Consider the following 26202-nt stretch of genomic DNA (forward strand, 5'->3'; position numbering starts at 1 on the left):
ATCAGGCCTCCTGCCCACGCGCGCGGGCGGCCGCGGCGCGCAGCGCGCGCACGGTCAGCTCCCCCGCGAGGTGGCGCTTGTAGTCGACCGGTCCGCGCTGGTCGGCGACCGGGTTGCTGTGCTCGGCGGCGATGCGCCCCGCCTCGGCGAAGCTCTCCTCCGTGGCGGGCCTGCCGACGAGGTACGCCTCGGCCTCCGCGGCCCGGAAGTGCTCGGCGCCCACGGCGGCCAGGCCGATGCCGACGTTGCTGACGGTGCCCGCGGCGTCGGTCCAGATCGCGGCGCCGGCCGCGGCGACCGCCCAGTCACCGACGCGGCGCTCGACCTTCGTGTACGCGGAGCCGCCACCCGGGCGGATCGGCACGCGCACCTCGGTGAGCAGCTCGCCGGCCTCGACGACCGTCTCGTAGGGCCCGACGTGGAACTCGGTCAGCTTCACGGTGCGCGACCCCCGCGGACCGTGGATGACGACCGAGGCGTCGACGGCGGCGAACGCGGCGGAGAGGTCCTCGGCCGGGTCCGCCTGGCACAGCGACCCGCCGACGGTGCCGCGGTTGCGCACGATCGGGTCGGCGATCACCCGCTCCGCGTCGCGGAAGATTCGGTAGTGCTCCTCGACGAGCGCGGAGTCGAGCAGATCGGCGTGCCGGGTCAGCGCACCGATCCGCAGCTCGCCGCCCTCGACCCGGATGTAGGACAGCTCGCTGACGTCGTTGATGTCGATCAGCGCGGTCGGCCGGGCCAGTCGGAGCTTCATCATCGGGATCAGACTGTGACCGCCGGCGATGACCCGGGCGTCCTCGCCCCACTGGGACAGCAGTTCGAGGGTCTGGCTCACCGTCGTCGCTTTCGCGTATTCGAATGCGGCGGGTACTTGCATCGCGCCTCCGCGTGAGGAGTGTCGTTTGGGCACCAACGGGACGATGTTCGTCCTAAAGGCGACATTGAACAACACCCGATGACAAAAATTCTTCTCGTGAACTGTAACTACGGTGTGATCCATGGGTCGTCAGAAGCGTGGGTCCGGCATCGTCAGTGAAATCGACGGCGGTGTCGCCGAGCTGCTCCCCGACGACGGGCGGCCGGGCCGGTGGACGCTGCTGGTCGACGGCTACCCGCAGTCGGCCGTCGACCTCGACGACCCGAGCCGGCTGGACTTCGAGTACATGCGCCGCCTCGCCTCGATCGTCGACGGGATCGCACCCGCGGGCACCCCGCTGTCGGTGCTGCACCTCGGCGGCGGCGCGCTGACGATGGCCCGTTACGTCGCCGCGACCAGGCCCGGCTCGTCGCAGCGGGTCGTCGAGCTCGACGCGGCGCTGATCGACCTGGTGCGGCGGGAGCTGCCGCTGCCCCGGGGCGCCGACATCCGCGTCCGGGCGATGGACGCCCGGGCCGCCGTGGAGTCCATGTCGGGTGGCCGCTTCGACCTGGTCATCACGGACGTCTACCGCGGCGCCCGGGTGCCGGCGCACCTCGCGTCACTGGAGTTCGTCACCGCCGCGGCCCGGCTGCTGCGCCCCGGCGGCGTGTACGCCGCGAACCTCGCCGACGGCACCGGCCTGGCGTTCGCGCGCGGCCAGGTCGCGACGCTGCGCCGGCTCTTCGCCGACGTGTGCCTGCTGGCCGAGCCGGCCGTGCTGCGCGGCCGCCGCTTCGGCAACGTCGTGCTGGCCGCGTCGGCGGCCCCGCTCCCCGTCGCCGGCTTCGCCCGGGCGGGCGCCGGGGACGCGTTCCCGGCCCGGCTCGTCCACGGCGACGACCTGGACCGTCTCGTCGCCGGCGCCCGCGTGGTGACCGACGACGTCGCCACCCAGTCGCCCCTGCCCCCGAAGGACCTATTCTGAAGCGACCGCCGCTGAACCACCGCCGCTGAATCACCGCCGCGGAAGCTACCGCCCAGTCCCCGGGAAGGAGCTTAGGCATCGTTCAGTGAGCGAATACAGTCGCGGGATGCTCGAATTCGCCACCGTCGCCGCCACCCGCCGTTCTGCCGCGGAGCGCGCCGCCCTGATGAGCGACCCCGGTTTCGGTCGCGTCTTCACCGATCACATGGTCACCGTGCGGTATGCCGACACGAAGGGCTGGTATGACGCGAAGCTGGAGCCGTTCGGCCCGCTCGCGCTCTCGCCGGCGACCGCCGCCCTGCACTACGGGCAGGAGATCTTCGAGGGTCTCAAGGTCTACGCCCAGCCCGGCGGCGGCGTCGCGTTCTTCCGCCCGGACGCCAACGCCCGCCGGCTCAACGTCACGGCGGAGCGCCTGGCGATGCCGCGGCTGCCCGAGGAGCTCTTCCTGCGGTCGCTGCGGGTGCTCGTCGAGGCGGACCGCGACTGGGTGCCGACGAGCGAGGGGCAGAGCCTTTACCTGCGCCCGTTCATGATCGCGACCGACCCGTTCCTCGGGGTCCGGCCGTCGTCGGAGTACCTGTACGCCGTCATCGCCTCGCCGGCCGGCGCCTACTTCGCCGGCGGTGCGAAGCCCGTCACGATGTGGGTCTCGCAGGAGTACTCGCGGGCCGCGCCCGGCGGCACCGGCGCGGTGAAGACCGCCGCCAACTACGCCGCCAGCCTCCGCGCGCAGGCGCAGGCCCAGGAGGCCGGCTGTGACCAGGTGGTGTTCCTCGACTCGGTCGAGCGCCGGTACATCGAGGAGGCGGGCAGCAACAACCTGTTCTTCGTCTACGACGGCGAGCTGGTGACCCCGCCGCTCAACGGCTCGATCCTGCCGGGCGTCACCCGCGACTCGGTGCTGCGCCTCGCCGCCCACCTGGGCTACACGGTCACCGAGCGCCCGTACAGCCTCGACGAGTGGCGCGACGACGCCCGCTCCGGCCGGCTGAAGGAGACCTTCGCCAGTGGCACCGGCGTCGTCATCAGCTCGATCGGCACGGCCCGCACCGCCGACGGCGAGTTCGCCATCGCCGGCGCGGTCGAGGGCCCCTTCACCGCGAAGATCCGCGACACGCTCGTCGGGATCCAGCGCGGCACCGAGGAGGACCCCTTCGGCTGGCGGCTGCCCCTGTAGGCGGTCAGATCATTGACAGGTGCACGTGGTTGGTGTGGTCGCTGGACGGGTCGCCGTTGCCGCCGCTGTACGAGTGCCAGCCGGCGGCCGGCGTCCACACCTGGCGGAACCAGATCACGTAGAGCACCCCGAGCGCGCTCGCGTTCTTGACGAAGTAGGCGGCGAGGTTGGTGCCGTAGGTCTTGTCGCCGCCGCTGGCCACCCCGCCGAAGCCGCCCGACTGGGCGGCGAAGTCGCAGGCCCGGCCCTTCGGATGCTCATACGGTCCGGAGGGCCGGAAGCACGAGTAGTAGCGCGTGAAGCCGGCCTTCTGGGCCTCCTTCACCGCGTGGATCATCCGGGGAGTGATGCAGCCGGTCGTGGTCGGGTCGTCGATGATGCAGTTCTCTTTCGGCCACGAGCCGTTGGCGTTGCGCGGGGCCGGGGTCGCCAGCGGTGAGTTGGCGTTGACGTAGCCGTTGGCCCGGCCGCCCATCTTCACCAGCGCCGTCTCGGCGTCCTTCTTCTTCTTGGCCATGATGTCGGTCTGCGCCTGCTGCTGCGCGACCTCCGCGTCGACGGCCTTCTTCGCCTCGCCGAGCTCCTTCTGCAGCTTCGTCAGCTGCCCGATCTTCCGGTCGTTGTACCGGGCGACGGTGTTGACCATCATCGTGCGCTCGATGAAGGACTCGGTCGATTCGCTCTGGATCAGCGCCGCGGTGGTGCGGATGCCGCCGCTGCGGTAGGCGGCGCCGGCGATGATGTTGACCTCGGCGAGGATCACGTCCAGCTCGGCCTGCATGGCGGCGACCTTCGTGGTGAGCTCCGCCTGGCGCTGCTTGGAGACCTCCAGGATGCCCTGGGCGTCCAGGAACTCGCCGTTGGCCTTGTCCAGCAGCTCACCGAGGGTCATGTTGGCGCTGCCCTCGTCGGGGGCGGCCGTCGGGTCGCCGGGCGCCGCGCCGGCCGGCACCGCCCAGCCGCCGACCACGATGAGCGCCGCGAGGAGCGAGGCGATGATGCGCTTGCGCAACGGAGTCCCTTCCGGGGGCTGGTCAGCCGTCAGATTACCGACTGTCACCCGGAAGCACAGGACCGAGAAATGCGTCCGATCAGTTACTGACCGTAGCCGCCAGCTCTGCACCGTTTACGGCGACTATACGGCGGGTCGTGAAGAGCGCCACCCAGCCGAACGTGAGGCCGAAGCCGATGGTCGCGACCGTGGTCAGGTTGCCCGTGGGGAGCAGCCCCGACAGCCGGGTCGCGAGCACGCCCAGCCCGACGTAGAGCCCGCCCCACAGCGCGGAGCCGAGCGCGGCGGAGCGCAGGAACCGCAGGTACGGCATCCGCAGCCCGCCGGCCGCGAGCGGCACCAGCGTGTTGAGGAACGGCAGGAACGGCGCGGTCACCAGGATGCGGCTGCCGCCGGTGCGCACCACGTGGTCGGCCTTCGCCCAGCGCGCCTCGCCGATCCAGCGGCCGAACCGGCCCTCGCGCAACCGCTGGCCGAAGGCCCAGCCGGCCAGGAAACTCAGTGACCAGCCGGCGAGGCAGCCTGCGATGATCCAGCCGAGGCTGCTGACCGGGTCGGCCGCGCCGGCCGTGGTGAGGATGGCGACGTCGGCCGGGATCAGGATGCCGAGCAGCGGGATGGAGTCGAGCAGCATGACGAGCCCCAGCGCCAGCCCCAGCAGGGCGGCGGGCAGGCTGTACAGCGGTTCGAGCCACTCGGTCATGTGGATGACGCTATGGCCGCGCGGATAAGAGACGCATCAGGGAGCGACCCCGAGACAACCCCGAGGGGTCTGGGTGTCCTTCTCGGGGCGCGCGGCATCTCGTACGCCGGCGACACCCTCAGCATGGTCGCATTGATGCTGCACGTCGCCGGCGCGACGGGTCAGGGGCTCGCGGTCGCCGCGCTGCTGCTCGCCGGGGACTTCGTGCCGTCGCTCGTCGCGCCGTTCGCGGGGGCGCTCGCCGACCGGTTCGACCGGCGCCGGCTGATGATCGGCTGCGAGCTCGCCCAGGCGCTGGTGGTCGCCGCCATCGCGCTGTTCCTGCCGTCGCTGTGGCTGCTGCTGGCGCTCGTCGCCGCCCGGGCGGTCGCCGGTCAGATCTTCCAGTCGGCGTCGCGGGCGGCGGTGCCGTCGCTGGTGCCGGCCGAAGGGCTCGCCGCCGGCAACGCCCGGCTCGGCCTGGTCACCAACGTCGCCGAGCTCGCCGGGCCGCTGCTCGCCGCCGCCCTGCTGCCGTGGCTCGGCACCCGCGGCGTGCTCGCCGCCGACGCGGCGTCGTTCGTGGTCTCGGCGGCCCTGCTGACCGGGCTGCCGCGCATCCGGCCGTCCGTGCTGGACGCCGAGTCGCTGTGGAAAGGCGCCCGGACCGGTCTGGGGTATCTGGCCCGGCACCGGACGGTCCGGGTCGTCGCGCTCGGCTTCTGCGCCGTCGTCCTGTGTACGGGCGTCGACGACGTCGCCCTCGTCGTGCTCGCCAAGGACGACCTGCGGGCGGGCGACTCCGTGGCGGCGCTGCTGCTCGGCGCGGTCGGCTTCGGCCTCACCGCCGGCTACGCGCTGCTCTCGGGGCACGCCGGCCGGGCGCGGATGACCGTGCTCTTCGCCGCCGGCCTCGCGGTCAGCGCCGCCGGCAACCTCCTCACCGGCGCGCTCGCGCACGTCGCCGGGGCCGCCGCGGTGGTGTTCGCGATGCAGGCCGCGCGCGGGCTCGGCATCGCCGCGATCGACGTGGGCTGCAACACGCTGCTGCAGCGGCTCGTGCCGGACGCGCTGCTCGGGCGGGTCTTCGCCAACCTGTACGGCGCCGTCGGGGCCGCCGCCGCGCTGTCCTACGTGGCCGGCGGCCTGCTGATCGACGCCGCCGGCGCCCCGGCGACGCTGATCATCGCCGGGGCCGGTGGAGTGACGTGTGCCTTACTCACCGGGGTCGCCCTGCGGGGTCGGCGCGTCGATTGAGGATATCGACGCGTCCTTTGCTAGCGTCCCCGCTAGCAAACGGCTAGCAGGAGTGTGGGTTGGAACTGACAGACAACGCGGTGGCGATGCCGCCGCAGCGCGCCCGGTCCGAGCGGGTGCAGCTCAACACCCGGGTCAGGGTCGAGATCGAGCAGGCCCTGCAGCGCTTCGTCGAGGACCACAACACCACGGTGCAGAGCTCCGTGGACCTCGCGCTGGCCGAGTTCCTCGCGGCGCGGGGTTACCCGCTGCCGGCAACGGATGACAGGAGAAACCGGTGACCGCACCGGACGCCCACCGCACCTCACGACCCGGAATCGTCGAACTCGACGCCGACCTGCAGCGCACGGTCCGGCGCACGTCATACATGCGGCAGCTGTTCTACTTCGTGGTGCTGCTGGTCGCCCTCGCCGGGCAGGTGTCCGGGGCGGTCGAAGCGCTCGGCATCCCGCTGCTGTGGGCCGTCCCGGCCGTCGGCGCGCTCGAGCTGGGCGGCATCGTGGTCCTGGCCAACGCCGACGTGCGGCGCCGGCTCGGCGAGCGGGCGACGGCCTCGCGGGTGCTGTCCGCCGCCATCGCCGGCTTCGCGGTCGCCTTCAACTGGCTGGCGCACGAGAACAAGCTGCTCGCCGGCTTCTTCGCGGGCATGTCCGCGCTGGGCTACCTGGTGTGGCTGATGCACACCGAGAACCAGCGCCGCGACCGGCTGCGGGCCACCGGCGACCTGCCGCCCACGACGCCGGCGTACGAGGTGGTCGGCCACTGGATCCGGCACCCCTGGATGACCCTGCGCGCGAAGAACCTGGCGAAGGCCGACGACCGGCTCGGCCTCTACACGTCCCTGGCCGCGGCCCGCGCGGAGAAGCGCAAGGAGGTGCGCACCAAGGCGATCGCCAAGGTGCTGCACCGCAAGATCCGCGCCGCGGTCGACCCGACGACGGCGGACATCGCGGTCGCCGTCTACGACCTGGACGAGATCGCCGTGCGGCTCGCCGACGGCGCCGACTACGACGGGCTCACCGCGCTCATCGCCGCCGACCTGTCCCCGGCCCGCCTCGCGTCGGACGCCCGGGTGATCTCGGTCGTCGACGAGCCCGCGCGGCGCCCCGCGCTCACGGAGGCCCTGGTCAAGGAGCCCGTCGAGGAGCCCGCCGAGGAGCAGCTGACCCTGCCCGAGGCGCCCGAGGTCGCCGAGGCGCCTGAAGCGCCCGCTCCCGCGCCCGTTCCCGCGGCTGAGCCGCGGGAGCCCGCCGCCTCGCCGCTGGGTGAGTGGCGCGGCGAGATCGCCGAGATCCTCCCGCCGCCGACGCCCCGGCGCCCCCGCGGCCAGTCCAAGGTGACGACCACCGTCGACATCGCCGAGGAGCCCACGCTGACGCCGACCAGGTCGATCCGGGAGGGGTCCCTGCGCAGCCAGGTGCATGCGGCCCTGCACGAGCACGTCCCGGACAACGACCCCCGCGACACGATGGCCCTGACCTCGTTCGTCGGGGACCTCCTCGAGCTCAACGACGTGGAGCGGCTGACCGCGTCCAACTACGTGCGCACCTGGAAGCGCGAGGTCGACGCCGGCCGCCGGTCCTCGGTCAACGGCCGCCACCTGCAGGACGTCGTTCCCACGAAACGCTGAACATCGGCCCCCCGCCTGTCGATCAGCAGGAGGACAGGCAGGGGGCCGACATGGCACGGATTCTCGTCGTGGACGACGAGCAGGACGTCCTCGAGCTGATCGTCAAGCGCCTGCGCGCCGACGGGCACGAGGTCCTCGCGGCCGGCACCGGCGCCGAGGCACTCGATGCGGTCGCCACGCACGGGCTGCCCGAGGCGGCGATCCTCGACGTCGACCTGCCCGGCATGGACGGCATCGAGCTGCTGCACCTGCTCCGCCGGCAGCGCGCCGACCTGCCCGCCATGTTCCTCACCGTGCTGTGGGACGGCACGGTGGTGGCCCGGGTCCGCGACACCGGCGCGCTGTACCTGCGCAAACCCTTCACCAGCGAGAGCCTGCGCACCGCGCTCGACATGGTGCTGGTGCCCGGATGACGGGCTCGCTCGCGCGGACCGCGGCCTGGTCCCTGCTCTGCCTCCTCGCCACGTTCGCCGGGCGGCTCACCATCATGGACGGCACGAGCCTCAGCCTCGTGTGGCCGGCCGCCGGCGTCACCGTCCTGTGGTTCTCCATGCAGCGCAGGGCGCGGCTGCGCTGGGCCGACCCGGTGATGCTCGCGGTCATCACCGTGGCGGCCAACGTGGCGACCGGCGCGCCGCTCGTCCTCGCGCTGTGGTTCTTCGTCGCCAACCTGGTCCAGGTCGCCGTGTTCCTGCGGGTGCACGCGCGGCTCAGCCCGCGGCTGTGGGGCGCCGGCGGGGACGAGCCGCTCGCCCGCTCCTCCGACCTCTGGCGGATGCTGGTCGCGACCGGCGCCGGCGCGCTCGCCGGCGCCACGATCGGGCCGACCGCGGTCTGGCTCGTCTCGGGCCACTTCTCCTGGATGGACGCGGCCGTCTGGCTTACCCGCAACACCGTGAGCATCCTGCTCATCCTGGCCGTCGGGCTCCGGGTCGGTCACCACTGGCGCAACGGCATCCGCCTCAGGCGGGTCGCGCCGGTGCGGCTCGCCGAGTACCTCGCGCTGGTCGTGTGCTCGATCAGCGCGTACGTCGTCGGCTTCGCCCTCAACCACGGCCTGCCGCTGGCGTTTCCGCTGCTCGCCGTCACCGTCTGGGCGGCGCTGCGGCTGCACACCACGTTCGTCGTCCTGCACGACCTGTGCCTGGGCACCCTCGCCGTGCTGTTCACGCTGCACGGCGACGGCCCCTTCGCCACGATCGCGTCGCACCAGACGCGGGCGCTGGTCGCGCAGGCCTTCGTCGGCATGGTCGCGATCGTCGGGCTGTCGATCGCGCTGGGCCGCGACGAGCGCGCCGAGCTGCTGGACCGGCTGACCGAGACCGGCCGGGCTGCGGCGGCGCAGGCCGGCCTGCTGACCACGATCGTCGACTCGATGAGCGACGGCCTCGCCGTGATCCGGGCCGACGGCAGCTGGGTCATGCGCAACCCGGCCGCGGTCGCCCTGCTCGGCGGGGTGACCAGCGGCACCGCCGCCATCGCCGACCCGGACCACTACGGCCTCTTCCTCCCCGACGGCACCCGGCTGCCGCAGGAGGAGATGGCGCACACCCGCGCCCTCGCCGGCGAGGACGTGCGCAACGTGGAGCTGCTGGTGCGCAACAGCGGGGTCCCCGACGGGCGGATCGTGAGCGTCAGCGCGCGCCGCCTGCACGGCGACGACGGCGTGGTGGTCGTCTTCCACGACGTCACGGCCGAGCGCCGGCAGCGCGACGAGCTGGCGTCCTTCGCCGGGGTCGTCGCGCACGACCTGCTGAACCCGCTGACCACGATCGACGGCTGGGCCGAGAACCTCGACGACACGCTGCGCGGCATGTCCGAGTCGGCCGAGCGGCACGACGCCACCGACAGCCTCAGCCGGATCGTGCGTGCCTCCGGCCGCATGCGGCACCTGATCAACGACCTTCTCGCGTACACCACCACCCGCAGCGCCGTCATCGCGCCCGTCGACGTCCCGCTGCGGGACCTCGTCGCGGACGTGACCATGGCCCGCGCGGACCTGGCGGCGGCGGGCGCCGCGGCCGCGCCGCAGTTCGTCCTCGGCCGGCTGCACGACGTGCACGCCGACCCGGTGCTGCTGCGCCAGCTCGTCGACAACCTGGTCGGCAACGCGGTGAAGTACACCGCGCCGGGCGTCGTGCCGCGGATCGAGATCGGCTCGGAGCGCGTCGAGGCGGAGCTGGTCCGGGTCGAGATCGCCGACAACGGCATCGGCATCCCCGCCGGGCAGCACGAGGCGATCTTCAACAACTTCCACCGGGCGCACCGCTCCGCCGGTTACGCCGGCACGGGCCTCGGCCTGGCGATCTGCAAGCGGATCGTGGAGCGGCACGGGGGCCAGATCGTGGCCGTGGACAACCCCGGCGGCGGCACCAGGTTCGCGTTCACGCTGCCGAAGGCGACGCGGAGTGTCGTACACCACGCCGCCAAAGCGAACGTTCGTTCTTGACGCGTCCCAGGGGGCGGCGCATGCTCGTTGTACGCGAACGAACGTTCTTTTTAGGAGACTTCCGATGGCAACCACCGCCGCACCACCGTCGGCCTGGCCCCGCGTCGGCGCGCTCGTGCTCCTGCTCACCGCGCTGCTCAGCGTCATGATGATCGCGTTCGCCTGGCCCGCGAGCCGCTCCAGCGTGCACGACATCCCGATCGCCGTCGCCGGCCCGGCCGCCGCCACCGCGCAGGTCACCCAGCAGCTGGCGGCGAAGCGCCCCGGCACCTTCGACGTGACCGTCGTCGGCGACACCGCCGCCGCGGAGCGGCTGATCCTCGACCGCGACGTCTACGGCGCCATCGACCTCTCCACCGGCCGGCCGCAGCTGATCATCGCCTCGGCCGCCAGCCCGTCCGTCGCCCAGGCCCTCCAGCAGGTCGCCCAGGCGCTCGGCGCCACCGAGCCGGCGGTCCCGGTCCGCGACCTGGTCCCGCTGCCCGCCGACGACCAGCGCGGCGCCGGCCTGGCCGCCGGCGCGCTCCCGCTCGTCCTCGGCGGGATCGCGGCCGCGGGCCTGCTCACCACCCTCGTCGTCGGCGCCGGCCGGCGCCTCGCGGGCGCGCTCGCCTTCTCGGTCACCGGCGGGCTCGCGCTCGTCGGCATCCTGCAGTTCTGGCTCGGCTCGGTCGAGGGCTCCTACTGGCTCAACGCCGGCGCCGTCGCCCTCGGCATCGCCGCCACCGCCCTGACCATCCTCGGCCTGGAGTCCCTGCTCGGCCCGGCCGGCCTGGGCCTCGGCGCGGCGACCATGATGCTGCTGGGAAACCCGCTGTCGGGGCTGACCAGCGCCCCGGAGATGCTGCCGTCGGGCTGGGGCGCCCTGGGCCAGTTCCTCCCGCCGGGGGCGGCCGGCTCCCTGCTGCGCAGCACCGCCTTCTTCGACGGCCACGCCGCCGCCGGGCACGTCTGGGTCCTGCTCGGCTGGGCGGCCTTCGGCCTGGCCCTCGCCGGCCTGGCGGCGCTGCGCACCGCTCGCCGCCCCGCCGCGGCGGAGCCGGCGGCTGATCTCGTGACCGTCTAGCTTCCGCTTCGACACCGGGCGGGGCGCTCCGGCGCCTCGCCCGGGCCGCGTCCGGGGGCCGGCAACAGTGGCGGCCGGGCTCATGGCGATCGGCCGCACCGCCGGCCCCGGGGTGGTAGGCGTGGTGGTGACATCCGGTCTTTCCGGCTAGCCGTAAGGTCAGCGGGCGGCTGGGCTGGCACCGTTCAAGGTATGACGATCCGCTGCGTCATCGTCGACGACTCGGAGCGCTTTCGCGCGGGAGCCAAACGTCTGCTGACCGCGCAGGGGATCGCCGTGGTCGGGGACGCGGCGGACAGCCGGGGGGCGCTGCAGGCCATCGACGCGCAGCGCCCGGACGTCGTGCTGGTGGACGTCGGCCTCGGGGCGGAGAGCGGGTTCGACCTCGCCGCCCGGATCGAGGAGAGCCCCGTCATCATGGTGTCGGCGTTCTCCGCGGAAGAGGTGGCCGACCTGCTCGCGGACAGCCGGGCGATCGGCTTCCTGCCGAAGGAGCACCTGTCCGCCGCGGCGATCAAGTGCCTGCTGACGCGGCTTCAAGGAACGTGAGCACCGCCAGGACCCGGCGGTGGGTCTCGTCGGTCTCCGGCAGGTCGAGCTTGGTCAGGATCGACCTGACGTGCTTCTCGACGGTGCCCTCGGTGACCCACAGCTGCTTCGCCACCCCCGCGTTGGACCGGCCCTCCGCCATCAGCGCGAGCACCTCCCGCTCCCGGGGACTCAGCACGTCGAGCGGGTCCCGCCGCCGGTGCGCCGCGACGAGCTCCTGCACCACCGCCGGGTCGACCACGGTCCCGCCGTCCTGCACCCGGTGCAGCGTCTCCAGGAACTCCTCGACGTCGGTGATCCGGGTCTTCAGCAGGTACCCGATCCGCTCGCCGCTGGCCAGCAGCTCGATCGCGTGCTCCACCTCGACGAACGCCGACAGCACGAGGATCGCCACGGACGGGAACCGGCTCCTGATCTCCCGTGCCGCGGCCAGCCCCTCGTTGGTGTGTGTCGGGGGCATGCGGATGTCCACCACCGCGAGGTCGGGCCTGACCTCCTCGACCAGCCGCAGCAGGTGCGATCCGTCGTCGGCAACTCCGGCCACGGTGTACCCATGACGGTCGAGCAGGCTGGCGAGGCCCTCTCGGAGCAGCACGTCATCGTCAGCGACCACCACAGATGTCATCAAATCCAACATATCCCCGCGTTAGGGGGTAAGGACACCCCATGCACGGGGGGTTGACGCTCCGCCTAGGGGTCACCTGCGCGCTGTTCACACTGCTGATCAGCACGGCGTTCGCCGCCATCCTCCTGTCCGTCTACCAGCTGCGCGAATCCGTCCTCGCAGTCACCCGGGCCGAGCGATCGGTCTCCGCCGCCACCACCCTCGAGCGGCTCCTGCTGGACGTCGAGGCCGGCCGCCGCGGCTTCGCGCTCACCCGTGACCCCGCGGTGCTCGTGCCGTGGAAGGCCGCCCAGGAGCAGATCCCGGCACAGCAGCAGGAGCTGGCCGCGACCGTCGCCGGCGACCGCGTGCAGACCGCCCGCGTCGCCGTGCTCAACCTGGACATCACCGACTATCTCGACGACTACGCCGACCCTTCCATCGCCCTGGAGGAGGGCGCCGTGCCGAAGAACATCAGCCCCACATCGGTCCTTCAGGGGCAGCGGCAGATCTCCGCGCTGCGCCAGGAGTTCGACGACTTCGCCGCCGCCCAGCGCCGCACCGTCGAACAGAGCCGCCGCGAGTCGATGCTCGCCGGGCGGCGGGCCCTCGTCGCGGGCATCGGCGGCTTCACCACCGCCATGTTCGGCGTCGCGATCCTGACCCGCTCCCTCGCCGTGATGGTGGTGCGGCCACTGCGCCGGCTCGTCTCGGCGGCCGACGAAGTCGCCCGCGGCGACCTGAACGTCCGGGTCGCCACCGACGGGGCGGTCGAGATCGGCAGCATGCAGCGCACGTTCAACTCGATGGTCGGCGCCATGCGACGCAGCCGCACCACGCTCAGCTCGGTGGCCGCCGAACAGGCGGCACTGCGCCGGGTGGCGACCGTCGCGGCCAAGGGCCGGCCGGCGGTGGCCGTGTTCGGCGCCGTGACCGAGGAGGCCGGCAAGCTCTTCGGCGCCGACGCCACCGCCCTGGTCCGCTTCGAACCCGACGGCGAGGGCACCGTCGTGGCGACCTGGAGCGCCGACGCCGCGCACCGCATCTCGCCGGGCAAGGTCATCCTGGATCGTGAGGGCGTGGCCGGGCGGGTGCTGCACTCGGGCAAGCCGGTCCACATCGAGGCCCCCCCGAACGCGGGCTTCCTCGCCCGGGAGTTCGGCGACCTCTCGATCCGCTCCGCGATCGGCGCGCCGGTCCTCGTCGCCGGCCGCACCTGGGGCGTGCTGAAGGCCCTGTCGACCAGCGCCCGGCCGCTGCTGCAGCACGACGCCGCCCGCGCCGCCGAGTTCACCGACCTGGTCGCCAGCTCGATCGCCAGCTCGCAGGCCCGCGCCGACCTGACCGCCTCGCGGGCCAGGGTCGTCGCCGCCACCGACGAGGGCCGCCGCCGGATCGAACGCGACCTGCACGACGGCACCCAGCAGCGGCTGATCGCGCTGCTGCTGCAGCTGCGGGCGACCGAGACGCAGGCCGGCGGCGAGCTGCGGGAGCGGCTGTCGCACATCGGCACCGACCTGGCCGAGGCGATCGACGAGCTGCGCGAGCTCGCCCGCGGCATCCACCCGTCGATCCTGTCCGACGGCGGGCTGGTGCCGGCGGTCAAGTCGCTGGGGCGCCGGTCGCCGGTGCCGGTGGAGGTCCGGCTCGACCTGCCCACGCGGATCGACACGAAGATCGAGATCGGCGCGTACTACGTGATCGCCGAAGCGCTCACCAATGCGATCCGGCACGCCCACCCCACGCTGATCTCCGTCCGCGGGTCCGTCGCCGACGACCTCGACGGCGGCGCGCTGGAGTTCTCGATCGAGGACGACGGCGCCGGCGGCGCCGACCCGCACCTGGGCACCGGCCTGATCGGCCTCGGTGACCGGATCGCCGCGCTCGGCGGCACGATGCACATCGCCAGCCGGCCCGGTCACGGCACCACATTGTCCTGCAGAATTCCCCTGAGGGACGAGTCCGTGAAGGGTGAGGCCAGTTGAGATGCCGGTGGCTGCCAGCCGGTATCTCCGGGTCCGGAAACCCGCAGCCCCGGACGCATGCTGGCGCAGATGCCCCGCCCCCTCACCCGAGCGACGGTGGACAGGACAACAACGACCTCTCCGAGAGGTGAGCCACCATGACGACCTGCCTCGTCGACCCGGTCCTGTGCATGGCCCTGTTCGTCTCCGACACTCCCAACCACGCGGACCTGGACGACGCGACCGTCCGCGACACCGTCGACCGGACCCTCGATCAGCTCGGTCCCGACGAGTGCTACGCCCGCGCCGCCGAGGTCTTCGGCGACCGCCCCGAGGTGGCCCTGGACCGCATCCAGTGGGCCCGCACGCTGTGCACCCGCGCCCTGGCCGACGCCTGATCCCCCCGATGTTCCTCAGTTCCCCGCAGGAACGGTGGCGGTGATGGCGGTGGCGCTCGCGGTGTCGCCCGTGACCGTGCCGACCACGGTCACGGTGTCGCCGACCTGCACGTCGCCGATCGTGCCTCCACCGCTGACCGTCGTCGCCGACGTCACCGCGAACGTGGTCGCGTGGCCGTCGGCGCTCTTCGCGGTGATCGACGTGGCGCTCACCGCGGTGACCGTTCCGGTCTGCATCCGCCTGGTGACGTAGCCGCCGTTGCTGTCGGAGGCGACGAAGTCGCCGTACATGACACCGGCGAGCCCACCGGCACCCCGCCCCATCCCGCCGCCCATCGCGCCGCGCCCACCCTGACCGCCGTCCGGTGCGCCGCCCTGCGCCCCTTGGGCCCCCTGACCGTCCTGCGCCCCCGGGGCTCCCTGCTGCCCCCCTTGAGCCCCCTGCGCCCCCTGGGCTCCCTGCGCTCCCTGACCGCTCTGCGCGCCGGCCTGCTGGCTCGCCGGCGCCGCGCTGTCCTCGGACGCCCTGATCACCGCGAACCCGCCGCCGCCGATGACGAGCGCCGCGACCGCCCCGACGATCGCCGTCTTGAGCCGCGACGACCTGGCCGCCGGGCGCTGTGCGGGTGGCCCCTCGATGACCGCGGCCGGAGTCTGGCCCTGGTAGGCCGGGGCCGTCATGTCCGGCACAGGCGTGTTGTCGACGGGGGTGGCCCAGACGGGGGTGGGCTGCTCGGTGCTGGTCATCATGTCGCTCCCGGTCTCGGTCGGCCCGCTCCCGGAGGGCCGCTGGAAGCAACTCTCGGCCCCGTCCCTGTGCACACGGTCCGGCGAGGTTGGCAGCCGGCTGTGAAACCCGGCTGTGGACCCGGCCATCCCTGAACAGCGGAATGGCCACCCGTGGCGGCGGGTGGCCATTCCGAGTTCTTGCGGGAAGCGGCTAGAAGTTGCCCGCCGAGTTGCACTTGTAGCCCTGGTCGAGGCAGTCCCGGACCCGCCGGGCCAGCTCCTCCGGCTCCCACGCGTTGAAGAAGTCCGCGTGCATCGAGTAGCCGTTGCCCGACGAGAGCGTGATCCCGGTGGTGTTGGTGTTCAGCGGGTACGCGATGACGAACGACACCGACGGGATCGGCACCGGGTGCGACTTCGGGCAGGCGCCGGTGTAGTCGCCGTTGGCCATGTGGTCCTTGTGGTTCGGGCTGTCCAGGTGCACGCCGTCCCAGCAGTCGGGGAACGTGATCTGGCGGACCAGCTCGGCCGTCGGGGCGCAGACCGGGTACTCGCCGTCCGGCGTGCGGCCGGTGGCGCCGCCGATGCCCGCGCACCAGAAGTGGTTGCCCTGCTTGTCGGGCGTGTCCGTCTGGGTCTTCGCGTCGCCGGCGATCATCCGCAGCCCGGTCGGGAAGGGCTGCGTCTTGCTCGGGTCCTTGAGCCGCGAGCCGTAGTAGACGGTGACCGCGCCCTTCGGGTCGACGACCTTGCCGTTCTGGTACAGCGTCGGGATCCAGTACGCCGAGTGGTCGCCGGTCGGGTTGCAGGTCGTGTTGCCCGCCAGCAGGCTCTCGGTGGTCGAGGCCGCGTCGGTGGTCTTGTTGCCGAAGAACGTGTGGTTGTGCGCGGCGCCGGTCAGGCCGGGGAAGACGATCGGGTCGTCGTTGTTGTGGTGGCTCACCGTGCACTGCGCGTTGAACTCGGGGACCTTCACCGGGTTGTTGGTGACCGGCTTCGGCTTGCGGGCGAAGAACGCGGCGGTGTCCGCGGCCTGCTTCGCCGGGTCGACGGTCGGCCAGCCGGTCTGCGGCGCCGGCGGCGCGCTGGTCGGCGGCCTGGTCGTGGGCGCGGTCGGCGGCGTGGTGGTGCCGCCGGTCGGCGAGCCGGGGACCGTCGCCGTCGGCGTCCGCTTCAACTGCAGCCAGTTGATGTTGATGAAGTCGCTCTGCTGGTCGCTCTTGAGCACGACGAAGACCGTCTGCTTGCCGGTCAGCGCGGTCGGGCTGACGGCGGTCTTCGTGGTCCACGTCTGCCAGCCGCCGGTGTAGTTCACCGGGTAGCTGGCGAGCAGCTCACCGGTCTGCGTGCCGGCGCGCAGCTCGACGGTGCCACCGGCGCGGCTGGCCGCGGCGACCCGGACACTGGCGGTCAGCGAGCCGGTGCCGCCGAGGTCCACGCCGTCGTAGCGCATCCAGTCCCCGTTGGCGAGCCAGCCGACGTTCTTGCCGCCGCCGGTGTCGCCGGTGTTCTCGGTCCTGGCGCCGGACTGGGCGCTCCACGCCTCGGCCTGCAGCAGCCCGGCGGTGTCGGCCTGCTCGGCGCCGGCGGTGGTGGTGACGATGACGGTCGTGGCGACCGCGCCGACGACCGGCACGGCGAGAAGTGCGAGCAAGGTGCGTCGTCTGGTCTGCCGCTGGGTCGGCATGAGCCCTCCGGAACGGGTCTGGTCGATGCGAGCACCGCGACCGTAGACACCAGGAGAGCGCTCTCTCAAGCGTTCCGGGGAGATCTAAGTCGAACGTAAAGGTGGCCTAAAGCTCGGTCACGACCCGCAATGCGTGCGTCACCGTGTCGGCCATCGCCTGCCGCGCGGCCTTCAGGTACTTGCGCGGGTCGACCACGGCCGCGTCCTCCAGCGCCGACCGCACCGCGCCGGTGAACGCGACGTTCAGCGCCGTGCCGATATTGATCTTCACGAGGCCGCCGCGGACCGCCGCGCGCAGCTCGTCGTCGGGCACGCCCGAGGAGCCGTGCAGCACCAGCGGGACGGGCACCGCCGCCGTCAGGGCGGCGATGAGTGCGTGGTCCAGCGCCGCCGTCCGGGTCGTCATCGCGTGGCTCGACCCGACCGCGACGGCGAGCGCGTCGACGCCGGTCGCCGCCACGTACGCCGCCGCCTCCGCCGGGTCGGTCCGCACGCCGGGCGCGTGCGCGCCGTCCTTGCCGCCGACCTCGCCGAGCTCGCTCTCCACCCAGATCCCGGCCGCCCGGCCCCGCTCGGCCGCCGCCTTCGTCGCGGCCACGTTCGCCTCGAACGGCAGCTTCGACGCGTCGTACATCGCGGATCCGAACCCGTGCGCCGCGGCCTGGTCGAACAGCTCGTCGCTCTCCACGTGGTCGAGGTGCAGCGCCACCGGCACCGACGACAGCTCGGCGACCCGGCGGGCCGCGGCCGCGATCGGCGCCAGGCGCCCCCCGTGGAACTTCACCGCGTTCTCGCTGATCTGCAGCACGACGGGGCAGCCCGCCGCCTCCGCCCCCGCGACGATCGCCTCGGCGTGCTCGACGGTGATGACGTTGAACGCGCCGACGCCCACGTTCGCGCTGCGTGCCGCTTCGACGATCTCACCCGTGGGGCTGAACATGGACCCGTTCCCTCGTTGCTCGGTAGTGGTTGATGTCGATCTCTCCGGCGACCGGTGCGGCGACGGCGGCGCCCGCCAGGGCGACCGCGTCGGCGAGCAGCTCCGGCCAGGGCGTGCCGTCCCGCAGCCCCCGTGCGAGGGCGGCCGCGCACGCGTCGCCGGCGCCGGTCGGGTTGCCGGTCACCACCTCGGGCGGGGTCGCCCGCCACGACCCTTCGGGCGTCCGCGCGATCAGCCCTCGCGGGCCGTGCGTCTCGACGACCGCCCGGAGCGGTGTCTGGATGTCGTTCAGCTCGGCCGCGTTGGGCTTCACGACGTCCGGGCCGGCGGCGGCGCCGATCCGGAGCGCGTCGCCGCTGGAGTCGAGGACGCTGCGGCAGGTGTACCGGCGGGCGAGCCCGACCAGCGTCGCGTAGGCGTCCGCCGGCAGACCCCGCGGCAGCGACCCGGACAGCACCACCACCTCGGCGTCCTTGACGAGCGCCGCGTAGTGCTCCTGGAACGCGCCCCACTCGTCCGGCGTGACGGCCGGCCCGGGCTCCCACAGCCCCGTCGCGTCGGCCCGGTCGACGACCGTCACGGTCCGCCGCGTCTCCCCGCCGATGGCCGTGAAGCTGTGCGGCACCGCGGTCCTGGCGGCGACGGCCGCGCCCGTCATCCCGCCGAGCAGCCCGGTGGCGAGGACCGGCTCGCCGAGCGCGTGCAGCACCGCGGCGACGTTGAGCCCCTTGCCGCCGGCCCGCTCCCGCACCGCCGTGACGCGGTGCGTGGCGTGCGGCACCAGCGCGTCCACCGTGTACGTGACGTCGAGCGCGGGGTTCAGCGTCACCGTGAGGATCATGGCTGGGTAAGGATCACGGACCGGGTCAGCAGTCGCGGCCGGTCCGGGTCGAGGCCCTTGTGCTCCGCGAGCGCGACGGCGAAGCGCTGCGCCAGCACGAGCTGGGCCAGTGGGTCGAGGCCGTTGCGCACCGGGGTGGCGCCGGCGCCGCGGATCGTGTCGTCGAGGCTGTCCGGCACCGCGCCGAACGCCCACACCAGGCTCTCCGGCCCGGCGACCGCGACCGGGCCGTGCCGGTAGTCCATCGCCGGGTAGGACTCCGACCAGGCCTGCGCGGCCTCGCGGACCTTGAGCGCCGCCTCGTGGGCGAGCCCGACGGTCCAGCCGGTGCCGAGGAACACCAGGTGCCCGACGTCCCGCACGCCCGCCGGCAGCTCCGCCGCCAGCGCCGCCGCGCCGTCCCCGACCAGGTGCGACAGGTTCTCGCCGTACGCGTGACGGGCCACCGCCAGCAGCGTCGTCGGGAACCTGGTCTGCACGACGCTGCGCTCGTCGGCGAAGTCCAGCAGGATCCGCTCGTCGACCAGGTCGTCGACCGGCTCCCCGTCCACCGCCGTCACCGCCACCCGGTGCGGGCTCCCCGGGAGGCGCCGCAGCGCGTCCAGCACCTCCGTCGAGGTGCCCGACCTGGTGAGGGCGATGACCCGGTCGTACCGGCGGCGCGGCACGAACTCGGAGGCGCACACGGCGTCGGTCTCGCCGAAGCCGGCGGCCTCGCGCAGCTCGGCCAGGCTCTGCGCCATGAACCACGAGGTGCCGCAGCCCAGCACCAGGGTGCGCTCGCCCCGTCCGGTGAGCGCGCTGCCGTCCACGGTCGCCGCTCGTGCCCAGGTCTCGGGCTGGCTGGCGATCTCCCTCGCGGTGTCCGTCATGCCAACCAGGGTTGCGCGTTTCCTGTTCGCTTCACAAGGTATCTTGCACAAGTGGACATTCTGAACTGCGCGTTTTGTTCGGTGATCGGGTGAGCCGCCGCCGCGCCGACCGCGTCTCGGCGATCCTGTCCCGCGTCTCGGGCAGCGGCTCCATCGACGCCGGCGCCCTCGCCTCGGAGTTCGGCGTCTCCACCGCCACGATCCGTCGCGACCTGCAGACGCTCGAGGACCAGCAGCTCCTCGCCCGCACCCACGGGGGCGCGGTCGCCGCGTCCCCGTCCCTCGCCGAGCTCCCGGTCCGCTACCGCACCGGCCAGCACCGCGAGGCCAAGGCCCGCATCGCGCAGCGCGCGTTCGAGCTGCTCCCGCACGGCCCGCTCACCCTGGGCCTCACCGGCGGCACCACCACCCACCTGCTCGCCCGGCTCCTGGCGACCCGCGTCGACCTCACCGTCGTCACCAACGCCGTCAACATCGCCGCCGAGCTGGCGCTGCGCCCCCGGCTGAAGCTGATCATGACCGGCGGCGTCACCCGCACCCAGTCCTACGAGCTCGTCGGCCCCATCGCCGACCGCACCCTGAACGGACTCCACCTCCAGGTGGCCGTCATCGGCGTCGACGGCATCACCGCCGCCGGCGGCCTCACCACCCACGACGACATCGAGGCCAACACCAACGCCACCATGCTCCGCCGCGCCACCCAGGTCATCGTCGTCGCCGACGGCTCAAAGATCGGCCGCGACTGCCTGGCCACCATCGCCCCGCTGGCCGAGGTCTCCACCCTGGTCACCGACTCCACCGCCGACCCCGCCGAGCTCGCCGCCGTCCGCGCCACCGGCGTCGCCGTCATCTGCGTCTGACCTGCGGCGGAGCGCCGGGCCGGGCGCCGGGCGCTGGGCGGGGATCCGGGTGGCAGTGGTGGGCGGAAGGGTGGGCAGGAGCCGGGACCAGACGGCGAGGTAGGGCTCGGCCTGGTGGTCCCAGGACAGGAAGGTCTCGAAGCGGTGGCGGCCGACGGCGCTCATGGCCGCCCGGCGGGGCGGGTCGTCGAGCAGCGCGTCGAGGGCGGCGGCGAAGGCGGCCGGGGTGGCCGCGGGGACGTAGAGCGCCGCGCCGGCCGCGGTGCGGCGGGTCTCGGTGAGGTCGGCGGCGACGACCGGGACGCCGCGGGCCAGGTACTCGACGGTCTTGGCCATGGTGGACCGGTCGTTCATGCGGGTCGGGAGGTCGGGCTGGATGGCGACGGTCGCGGTGCGCAGGAGGGCGTCGACCTCGACGGCGTCGAGCCAGCCGGGCAGCTCGACGACGTCGGCCAGGCCGCGGTCCGCGGTGAGCTTCATGAGGGCGGGCCTGGACTCGCCGTCGCCGGCGATGACCATGCGCCAGCCGGTGCGGCCGCGGCGGCGGGTGAGCTCCTCGGCGGCGAGGACGGCGCCTTCGACGTTGTCCTGGGGGCCCAGCACGCCGAGATAGGCGATCCGGTGCTCGGCCGCGGGAGCGGGGGACGCCACGCCGACCTCGCGCGCCGACGGCCCGTTGCGCACGACGGTCACCTTGTGCGCGGGGACGCCGCGGCGCAGCGCGTTGGCGCGGAACGACTCGTTGGTGGCGAAGACCGCGGTCGCGGTGCGCAGGGTGAGCCACTCGAAGAGGACGAGGACGCGGAACGCGAGCCCCCCGCCGTCCGAGCCGCTGCGGGTGGCCAGGATCTCGGGGCACAGGTCGTGGTGGTCGAAGACCCAGGGGCGGCGCAGCAGCCGGAACACCAGGGCGAGGGGCCAGTACACGTCGGGCGGGTTGCAGACCTGCACCGCGTGGGCGCGGCCGCGGAGGACCTCACCGGCGAGGCGGACGGCGACGCAGAGGAAGGACCACACGAACTCGAGGGCGAAGGTGACGACGCCGGAGCCGGTGACCAGCAGCGGATACGGGCGCAGGCGCACGTCGCGGCTGCCCGGCAGGGTTCCGCGCGCGGCGCCGCGCGGGGCGATGATCGTCACGCCGTAGCCGCGCGACTCCAGCGACAGGCTCTCGCGGATGACGCGGCGGTCCCGCTCGGCGGGCAGGTTGGCCACGACGATCGCGATGTGCCGGACCCGCGGCCGGCGGGGAGGCCGAGGCATCCGGCTACCGGCTCGCCGAGCGGTCGAACACGACGATCGCCGTGCGGGCGAGGATGCGCAGGTCCAGCCAGAGCGACCGGTTGTCGGCGTAGTGGACGTCGAGCCGCAGCGCGCTGCGGAAGTCGAGCGTGCTGCGGCCGCTGACCTGCCACAGCCCGGTCATGCCGGGCCGCACGCTGAAGCGCCGCTCGACGTCGGCGGGGAAGAGCTCCGCCTCCCACGGGACGTAGGGGCGCGGGCCGACCAGCGACATCTCGCCGCGCACGACGTTCCACAGCTGCGGGAGCTCGTCGACGCTGTACTCGCGCAGCAGCCGCCCGACCGGGGTGATGCGGGGGTCGCGGGCGAACTTGTAGATGCCGGGCTCGCCGCCGGTGGGTGGCACCTCGGCGACGAGCTGCTCGCGCATGAGGCGGCGGTGCTCGGTGTCGTCGTTGCCGTCGTACATGGTGCGGAACTTGAACATCGTGAAGACCTGGCGGCGCAGGCCGACCCGGTCCTGCCGGAACAGGGCGGGCCCGGGGCTGGTCAGTGCGACCGCGGCGTAGGCCGCCAGCAGCAGCGGCGAGAAGAGCACGATGAGCGCGAGCGCCGCCACCGACTCCGCGAGCTGCCGCGCCGATCGCCTGGCGAGCACTTCCCCCTCGGGAACCGCGGCGAACTCAACCGTCAAGCTCGGTCACCCCCGTGACTGTGCAAGGCGTACGGATACATCGCGGTCAGTGAAAGTACGAGTGCACGCTGTCGTAGTCGGCGACCGGTTCGCAAGCCCGTGTCGCATTGCTTACACGAAAACTGACGCAACCTTCTGGTTGCGTTCAGTCCGAGATTGTGCAACCGTTGGGTTGCTACAGGAGACCGGAGTCAGGGGGAAGAGATGATCGACCACAAGGTCGGGACGCGCGAGGAGTGGCTGGCGGCGCGGCTGGAGCTGCTCGAGGCCGAGAAGGAGCTCACCCGGCGCGGCGACGCCGTGGCCCGGCAGCGGCAGGAGCTGCCGTGGGTGCGGATCGACAAGGAGTACCGCTTCGACACCGAGGACGGGCCGGCGACCCTCGCCGACCTGTTCCGCGGCAGGTCACAGCTGCTGATCTACCACTTCATGTTCGGGCCGGACTACACCGCGGGCTGCCCGTCGTGCTCCTCGATCGCGGACGGTTTCAACGGGTCCGTCGTCCACCTCGCGAACCACGACGTGACGCTGCACGCCGTGTCGCAGGCGCCGCTGGCGAAGCTGCTGGCCTACCGGGAGCGGATGGGCTGGACGTTCCCGTGGGCGTCGTCGGCCGGCAGCGACTTCAACTACGACTTCCGCGTGACGCACTCCGCCGAGGAGTGGCGGTCCGGCAGCGTGGAGTACAACTACCGGCAGATGGACGTCCGGCCGGCGGAGTCTGGGGAGATGCGCCCCGACGTGCTCGAGCTCGCCGGCGGGGTCGGCGTCGACTGGTCCACCTACCGGCAGCAGGGCCCGGGCCTGAGCGCGTTCGTGCGCGACGAGGACGGCGTCGTCCACCACACGTACTCCACCTACGAGCGCGGCGTGGACGCGATCTGGGGCATGTACCAGTGGCTCGACCGGGCGCCGCTGGGGCGCAACGAGACCGGCATCTGGTGGCGGCGCAAGGACGAGTACTGACCTTTTTCGTGGGCCGCCCGATCGCTCAGGACCGCGCCTCGTAGGCCGCCCGGCTCGCCTCGATGTGTGGGACGTGCTCCATGGCCCAGCCGGCGAGGGCGAGCGCGGGTCCGATGAGGCTCTTGCCGGTCGGGGTCAGCGTGTACTCGACGCGGGGCGGGACCTCGGCGTGCACCGTCCTGGCGACCAGTCCGTCGCGCTCCAGGTGGCGCAGCGTCAGGGTCAGCATCCGTTGTGAGATGCCCGGGATCTGCTGGTGCAGGTCGGTGAAGCGGAGCGTGCCCTGGTCGAGGGTGGCCACGATCAGCAGGGTCCACTTGTTGCAGATCTGGTCGAGGATCGCGCGGATCGTCCGGCCGCCGTCGCCCCGGATCATGCAGGTGTGCTCGTACTCGGACATGACCATCCCTTGTGCGTCACGCACACGCGTGTGCCTTTTGTAAGCCCCTCAATAGTGACGCACCATGTGGTCACTTACGACTGGTAACCATCCTGGTGAGGGGCGCACATGGAGATCGCGTACTGGATCGTCGGCGGGCTGCTCGCGGTGTTCTACCTGTACGCCGGCGGCAAGAAGATCACGCAGAGCCAGGAGCGGCTGCTGCCGATGATGGGCTGGGTCGACCGGGTCCCGATGCCGCTCGTCCGGACGATCGGCGTGCTGGAGGTCCTCGGCGCGGCGGGCCTGATCCTGCCGCGGCTGACCGGGATCGCGCCGTGGCTGGCCGTCGCGGCGGCGGCGGGTCTGGTGCTGATCCAGGTCGGCGGCATCGCGGTGCACCTGTCGCGCGGCGAGGCCCGGCTGATCGGGCTCAACATCGGCCTGCTCGTGGCCGCGGCGGCAGCCGTCTGGCTCGCCTTCTGACATCCCCACCCTCCGCGGGCGATGACGTGGCCCGTGCGCGGGTGAATCGTGGGGTGGAACGAACATGAGAAGGAGGGGACATGGCGACGTTCTCAGCGAGACACGGCGGTGCGGTTCAGAAGTCGTCGCAGGCGGCGGCGGTGCCGTTCCGGCAGACCCTGGTGCTCGGCGTGGCCACCGCGCTGTTCGGGCTCGTGGTGCTCGTCTGGCCGGGCGAGACCCTGCGGGTCCTCGGCGCGCTGGTCGGCATCTGGCTGCTCGTCGCGGGCGTGATGCGGCTCGCGGCGGCTCTGACCGACCATCAGGCGGCGGGGCGGCGACTGATGACCGGCGTGGTGGGCGCGGCGATGGTGGTGGTGGGCATCGCGTGCCTGCGCGACGTCATCGCCGGCGTAACGGCCCTCGCGCTGATCGTCGGGCTGGCCTGGCTGCTGACCGGGCTGTCGGAGATCGGCATCGGGCTGATGACGCACGGCAGGACGCGGGTGTGGCTCACGACCATGGGCGTGGCCTCGCTGGTCGTCGGGCTCGTGTTCGTCATGTGGCCGGGCGCCACGCTCACCGCGATGGTGTTGCTGGCCGGGATCAGCGCGCTGGTGATCGGGTGCGCGGAGATCGCGTGCGCCTTCGTCATGCGCCGCGACGCCGCCGCGGTCCGGCCGGTGGCCCACCCGTAAACAGCATGCACGTGCCGAGCAAGGCGGCCGCTCTCCTGTGGGGGAGCGGCCGCCGCGCTATTTCGACTCTGACTTGCGGGTGTGTGACCGGCTCGGCGTCTTCGCGGGCGTCCGCGCGTCGCCGGCCGGCTCGTCCTCCGCGTTGCCCTGCAGGACCTTCATGATCCTGGGGGCGAGCGCCTCCGCCAGGGCGGGTGCGAGCGCGTCGGCGAGCACCCCGGCGAGGGCCTCGGCCATGAGCAGCCGCTCCAGCGTCGAACCGCCCCGTGCCATGCCGCCCTGTGCCATGCCGGCCCGGAGACTCTCCAGCAGGCCTCCCGGCATCGGGCCGCGGCCCCGGGCCCGGCCGGGGGCCTTCGTGATCTGTCCCTGGTCGGCGCTGTCGAGAATCTCCAGGATCAGTTCGTCGATGAGCGCCTCGACCTGCTGTGGCTGGTCGGGATCGTGTGGTGTCGACGATTCAGCCGCCACGATGGTGCCTCCCTTGAAATCGGCGAATGTCCCGTCCCCGGCCGCGGTACGGCCGGGGACGGGACCGGGATGATCGGGTCAGTTGCGCGCCATCAGCGCGGCGAGCAGGAGTGGGTGCTCGACGATGTTCTTGCCCCGCCGCTTCCGCGAGGCGAGCGCGGCGAGCAGCAGCGGGTGCTCGATGATGCTGCCTTCGCTCTCCTCGCCGCGGCGGCGGGCGAGCATCGCGAGCAGCAGCGGGTGCTCGATCATGCTGCCTTCGCTCTCCTCGCCGCGGCGCCGGGCGAGCATCGCGAGCAGCAGCGGGTGCTCGATCATGCTGCCTTCGCTCTCCTCGCCGCGGCGCCGGGCGAGCATCGCGAGCAGCAGCGGGTGCTCGATCATGCTGCCCTCGCCCTCCTCGCCGCGGCGCCGGGCGAGGGCCGCGAGAAGCAGCGGGTGCTCGAAGATGCCCTCGCCGCGCTCCTCGCGGCGGGACATGAGCGCGGCCAGCAGCAGCGGGTGCAGCGGGCCTTCCTCTTCGCGCTCGCTGGTCTCGGTGCGGCCACGCTCGGCAGTGGAACTGGTCATGGGTACTCCCTGATCAGCGATCCGTCGTCACGGGCCATGGCGTCGGCCCGTGCGCTTACGGGTTCCAGCATTCCGGCGGTGCGCGAGCACGCACCCCACCCGAGCGGCATGACAGTTCGTCCGGTCAGGCCGGACTGGGGCTGGCCTCGT

At 72.8% G+C, this 26202-nt stretch carries 28 protein-coding genes and 1 pseudogene; 15 read left to right on the top strand and 14 right to left on the bottom strand.

What is annotated here, in order from left to right; genetic code table 11:
* Position 1: 1 nt before the first annotated feature.
* Positions 2 to 880 carry an FAD binding domain-containing protein gene (locus ABD332_RS09190; protein ID WP_344501359.1) on the bottom strand — a complete coding sequence of 293 codons (879 nt, stop codon included), beginning with the start codon at positions 878 to 880 and terminating at the stop codon, positions 2 to 4.
* Positions 881 to 1001: 121 nt separating this feature from the next.
* On the opposite strand from ABD332_RS09190, the gene ABD332_RS09195 reads away from it, so the two are divergent.
* Both ABD332_RS09195 and ABD332_RS09200 read left to right on the top strand, forming a co-directional pair.
* Entirely contained in the window at positions 1002 to 1847 is an 846-nt protein-coding gene (locus ABD332_RS09195; RefSeq protein ID WP_344501360.1) for a spermidine synthase, read from the top strand.
* A gap of 106 nt (positions 1848 to 1953) precedes the next feature.
* Positions 1954 to 3027, top strand: a complete 1074-nt coding sequence (locus ABD332_RS09200) for a branched-chain amino acid aminotransferase (RefSeq protein ID WP_344501361.1) — start codon at positions 1954 to 1956, stop codon at positions 3025 to 3027.
* 4 nt (positions 3028 to 3031) lie between these two features.
* Here the strand turns inward: ABD332_RS09200 and ABD332_RS09205 are convergent, their stop codons facing one another.
* Positions 3032 to 4039: a coiled-coil domain-containing protein gene (locus tag ABD332_RS09205; protein WP_344501362.1), complete on the bottom strand. Its 1008-nt coding sequence runs from the start codon at positions 4037 to 4039 to the stop codon at positions 3032 to 3034.
* A gap of 79 nt (positions 4040 to 4118) precedes the next feature.
* Positions 4119 to 4742 (bottom strand): DedA family protein, encoded by a 624-nt coding sequence (locus tag ABD332_RS09210; protein WP_344501363.1) that lies wholly within the window; start codon positions 4740 to 4742, stop codon positions 4119 to 4121.
* A 12-nt stretch (positions 4743 to 4754) separates the two neighbouring features.
* Here ABD332_RS09210 and ABD332_RS09215 point away from each other — a divergent pair, with 12 nt between their 5' ends.
* The 7 genes from ABD332_RS09215 (at position 4755) to ABD332_RS09245 (ending at position 11672) form a co-directional block, all read left to right on the top strand.
* The gene (locus ABD332_RS09215; RefSeq protein ID WP_344501364.1) at positions 4755 to 5978 is read left to right on the top strand and encodes an MFS transporter; all 1224 of its coding nucleotides are present in this window, start codon (positions 4755 to 4757) and stop codon (positions 5976 to 5978) included.
* Between the two features lie 59 nt (positions 5979 to 6037).
* On the top strand, positions 6038 to 6259 hold the full coding sequence (locus ABD332_RS09220) for a hypothetical protein (RefSeq protein ID WP_344501365.1): 222 nt from the start codon (positions 6038 to 6040) through the stop codon (positions 6257 to 6259).
* The gene (locus ABD332_RS09225) at positions 6256 to 7608 is read left to right on the top strand and encodes a hypothetical protein (protein WP_344501366.1); all 1353 of its coding nucleotides are present in this window, start codon (positions 6256 to 6258) and stop codon (positions 7606 to 7608) included. Before ABD332_RS09220 ends, ABD332_RS09225 begins: the two co-directional genes overlap by 4 nt.
* 50 nt (positions 7609 to 7658) lie before the next feature.
* Positions 7659 to 8021 (top strand): response regulator transcription factor, encoded by a 363-nt coding sequence (locus tag ABD332_RS09230; protein ID WP_344501367.1) that lies wholly within the window; start codon positions 7659 to 7661, stop codon positions 8019 to 8021.
* The gene (locus tag ABD332_RS09235) at positions 8018 to 10057 is read left to right on the top strand and encodes an ATP-binding protein (RefSeq protein WP_344501368.1); all 2040 of its coding nucleotides are present in this window, start codon (positions 8018 to 8020) and stop codon (positions 10055 to 10057) included. Before ABD332_RS09230 ends, ABD332_RS09235 begins: the two co-directional genes overlap by 4 nt.
* A gap of 64 nt (positions 10058 to 10121) precedes the next feature.
* Positions 10122 to 11123, top strand: a complete 1002-nt coding sequence (locus tag ABD332_RS09240) for a hypothetical protein (RefSeq protein WP_344501369.1) — start codon at positions 10122 to 10124, stop codon at positions 11121 to 11123.
* A gap of 192 nt (positions 11124 to 11315) precedes the next feature.
* Positions 11316 to 11672 (top strand): response regulator, encoded by a 357-nt coding sequence (locus ABD332_RS09245; protein WP_344501370.1) that lies wholly within the window; start codon positions 11316 to 11318, stop codon positions 11670 to 11672.
* On the opposite strand, the gene ABD332_RS09250 is transcribed toward ABD332_RS09245, so the two are convergent.
* A complete protein-coding gene (locus ABD332_RS09250; protein ID WP_344501371.1) occupies positions 11638 to 12297 on the bottom strand; it encodes a response regulator transcription factor in 660 nt (219 codons plus the stop codon). The genes ABD332_RS09245 and ABD332_RS09250 overlap by 35 nt on opposite strands.
* 41 nt (positions 12298 to 12338) lie before the next feature.
* Here ABD332_RS09250 and ABD332_RS09255 point away from each other — a divergent pair, with 41 nt between their 5' ends.
* Complete coding sequence (locus ABD332_RS09255; RefSeq protein WP_344501372.1) at positions 12339 to 14261, top strand: CHASE3 domain-containing protein; 1923 nt, start codon at positions 12339 to 12341, stop codon at positions 14259 to 14261.
* Positions 14262 to 14398: 137 nt separating this feature from the next.
* Positions 14399 to 14638, top strand: a complete 240-nt coding sequence (locus ABD332_RS09260) for a hypothetical protein (RefSeq protein ID WP_344501373.1) — start codon at positions 14399 to 14401, stop codon at positions 14636 to 14638.
* A 15-nt stretch (positions 14639 to 14653) separates the two neighbouring features.
* Here ABD332_RS09260 and ABD332_RS09265 read toward each other — a convergent pair whose 3' ends face one another.
* The 5 genes from ABD332_RS09265 to ABD332_RS09285 all read right to left on the bottom strand — a co-directional run bounded on the left by ABD332_RS09265 (position 14654) and on the right by ABD332_RS09285 (position 19707).
* A complete protein-coding gene (locus ABD332_RS09265) occupies positions 14654 to 15385 on the bottom strand; it encodes a hypothetical protein (RefSeq protein ID WP_344501374.1) in 732 nt (243 codons plus the stop codon).
* A gap of 193 nt (positions 15386 to 15578) precedes the next feature.
* Positions 15579 to 17021 (bottom strand): DUF1996 domain-containing protein, encoded by a 1443-nt coding sequence (locus ABD332_RS09270; protein ID WP_344501375.1) that lies wholly within the window; start codon positions 17019 to 17021, stop codon positions 15579 to 15581.
* A gap of 139 nt (positions 17022 to 17160) precedes the next feature.
* Positions 17161 to 17994 (bottom strand): class II fructose-bisphosphate aldolase, encoded by an 834-nt coding sequence (locus tag ABD332_RS09275; protein WP_344501376.1) that lies wholly within the window; start codon positions 17992 to 17994, stop codon positions 17161 to 17163.
* Complete coding sequence (locus ABD332_RS09280; protein WP_344501377.1) at positions 17975 to 18823, bottom strand: 1-phosphofructokinase family hexose kinase; 849 nt, start codon at positions 18821 to 18823, stop codon at positions 17975 to 17977. The genes ABD332_RS09275 and ABD332_RS09280 overlap by 20 nt, the downstream gene beginning before the upstream one ends.
* Before the next feature lie 8 nt (positions 18824 to 18831).
* Positions 18832 to 19707, bottom strand: coding sequence for an SIS domain-containing protein (locus tag ABD332_RS09285; RefSeq protein WP_344501378.1), 876 nt, complete (start codon positions 19705 to 19707; stop codon positions 18832 to 18834).
* A gap of 89 nt (positions 19708 to 19796) precedes the next feature.
* On the opposite strand from ABD332_RS09285, the gene ABD332_RS09290 reads away from it, so the two are divergent.
* Positions 19797 to 20567, top strand: a complete 771-nt coding sequence (locus ABD332_RS09290; protein WP_344501379.1) for a DeoR/GlpR family DNA-binding transcription regulator — start codon at positions 19797 to 19799, stop codon at positions 20565 to 20567.
* A gap of 108 nt (positions 20568 to 20675) precedes the next feature.
* On the opposite strand, the pseudogene ABD332_RS09295 reads toward ABD332_RS09290, so the two are convergent.
* A pseudogene (locus ABD332_RS09295) lies at positions 20676 to 21830 on the bottom strand (glycosyltransferase family 4 protein); the annotation flags it as partial.
* Between the two features lie 4 nt (positions 21831 to 21834).
* Positions 21835 to 22503 (bottom strand): sugar transferase, encoded by a 669-nt coding sequence (locus tag ABD332_RS09300; protein ID WP_344501380.1) that lies wholly within the window; start codon positions 22501 to 22503, stop codon positions 21835 to 21837.
* A 204-nt stretch (positions 22504 to 22707) separates the two neighbouring features.
* Between ABD332_RS09300 and ABD332_RS09305 the strand changes: the two genes are divergently transcribed.
* The gene (locus tag ABD332_RS09305; RefSeq protein WP_344501381.1) at positions 22708 to 23469 is read left to right on the top strand and encodes a DUF899 domain-containing protein; all 762 of its coding nucleotides are present in this window, start codon (positions 22708 to 22710) and stop codon (positions 23467 to 23469) included.
* Between the two features lie 25 nt (positions 23470 to 23494).
* Here the strand turns inward: ABD332_RS09305 and ABD332_RS09310 are convergent, their stop codons facing one another.
* Positions 23495 to 23869 carry a winged helix-turn-helix transcriptional regulator gene (locus tag ABD332_RS09310; RefSeq protein WP_344501382.1) on the bottom strand — a complete coding sequence of 125 codons (375 nt, stop codon included), beginning with the start codon at positions 23867 to 23869 and terminating at the stop codon, positions 23495 to 23497.
* A 108-nt stretch (positions 23870 to 23977) separates the two neighbouring features.
* Here ABD332_RS09310 and ABD332_RS09315 point away from each other — a divergent pair, with 108 nt between their 5' ends.
* Together ABD332_RS09315 and ABD332_RS09320 are read left to right on the top strand one after the other, a co-directional pair.
* A complete protein-coding gene (locus ABD332_RS09315; RefSeq protein WP_344501383.1) occupies positions 23978 to 24334 on the top strand; it encodes a DoxX family protein in 357 nt (118 codons plus the stop codon).
* 80 nt (positions 24335 to 24414) lie between these two features.
* Positions 24415 to 25011 (top strand): HdeD family acid-resistance protein, encoded by a 597-nt coding sequence (locus ABD332_RS09320; RefSeq protein WP_344501384.1) that lies wholly within the window; start codon positions 24415 to 24417, stop codon positions 25009 to 25011.
* A gap of 57 nt (positions 25012 to 25068) precedes the next feature.
* Here ABD332_RS09320 and ABD332_RS09325 read toward each other — a convergent pair whose 3' ends face one another.
* Together ABD332_RS09325 and ABD332_RS09330 are read right to left on the bottom strand one after the other, a co-directional pair.
* Positions 25069 to 25482 (bottom strand): hypothetical protein, encoded by a 414-nt coding sequence (locus ABD332_RS09325; RefSeq protein WP_344501385.1) that lies wholly within the window; start codon positions 25480 to 25482, stop codon positions 25069 to 25071.
* A gap of 78 nt (positions 25483 to 25560) precedes the next feature.
* A complete protein-coding gene (locus tag ABD332_RS09330) occupies positions 25561 to 26052 on the bottom strand; it encodes a hypothetical protein (protein ID WP_344501386.1) in 492 nt (163 codons plus the stop codon).
* Positions 26053 to 26202: the final 150 nt, after the last annotated feature.

Source organism: Dactylosporangium maewongense (genome assembly GCF_039531485.1).
Taxonomy (GTDB): Bacteria; Actinomycetota; Actinomycetes; order Mycobacteriales; family Micromonosporaceae; genus Dactylosporangium; species Dactylosporangium maewongense.